Consider the following 810-nt stretch of genomic DNA (forward strand, 5'->3'; position numbering starts at 1 on the left):
TTGTTCGGTACCGGTGGAGAGCAGCTCCGGCACCTGCCAGAAAAACCAGAAGGTGGACCCCGCCACGTACAACACGATGGCTGTCAAGAGCAGGGTGAGTTTCGTTGCGTACATGGGGTGTCCTTGCCGCGCTGGGCGGCAGAAGGTGGGTTACTGAGGTTTTGATTTCATCAGGTCGGAAATCTCATCCGCTTCCTTTTCGACCTGCCAGCGCTTCACCTCGGTCCAGTCGGCCGGGGCCTCCCATAGCAGAGCATCCAGGTCACGGTCGAAACCGGTCTTGGCCGCCTTGATCGCCTTGTACTGCTCCAGTTCATCCGGATCGACATCCTTCCAAGGGACGCTGACAAACCAGATGTTGCGCGGAGCCCCGTAGCCCCGCAGGGTTGGTGCGTACCATTTTCCTGCATCGGTGAGCATCGGCAGCCCTGGCTCCAAGTCGACCAGGCGCAGCGCGTGCTCGATGGGTGCCGGGGTTGGCAGCGATTTGATGTTGGCCCAGATTGCTTTGCCCGCTGGCGTGTTCTTGCGAGGCACCCACAGGCGCGTCTTCTTGTCGTGGCGGTAGATGTCCTGATCGGGCGTAGTTGCGAAGGTGAAGCCAGCAAAGGTGCCGGCGCGGTCGTAATTTTTCGAACCGGTGGCGCCGTGCTTCACAGCCAGCTCATCGTAGAGCTTGCCGGCGGCAATACGCAGCTCGAACAGGCGATCGATCTCGTCAACCATCGGGCCTTGGGTGATTCGGAAGTAGCGCTGATATACGCTCATGGCATAGCTCCGCCCGCCGCTCACCGGCAGGCATGTAGGGGG

General features: G+C 60.7%; 1 protein-coding gene. It reads right to left on the bottom strand.

Features of this window, described 5'->3' with window-relative positions; translation table 11 throughout:
- Positions 1 to 150 precede the first annotated feature (150 nt).
- Positions 151 to 810, bottom strand: a 660-nt coding sequence (locus FIV38_RS29815) for a hypothetical protein (protein ID WP_211368515.1), incomplete at its 5' end; no start/stop codon positions are given.

This window comes from Pseudomonas proteolytica, assembly GCF_007858275.1.
Lineage (GTDB): Bacteria > Pseudomonadota > Gammaproteobacteria > Pseudomonadales > Pseudomonadaceae > Aquipseudomonas > Aquipseudomonas proteolytica.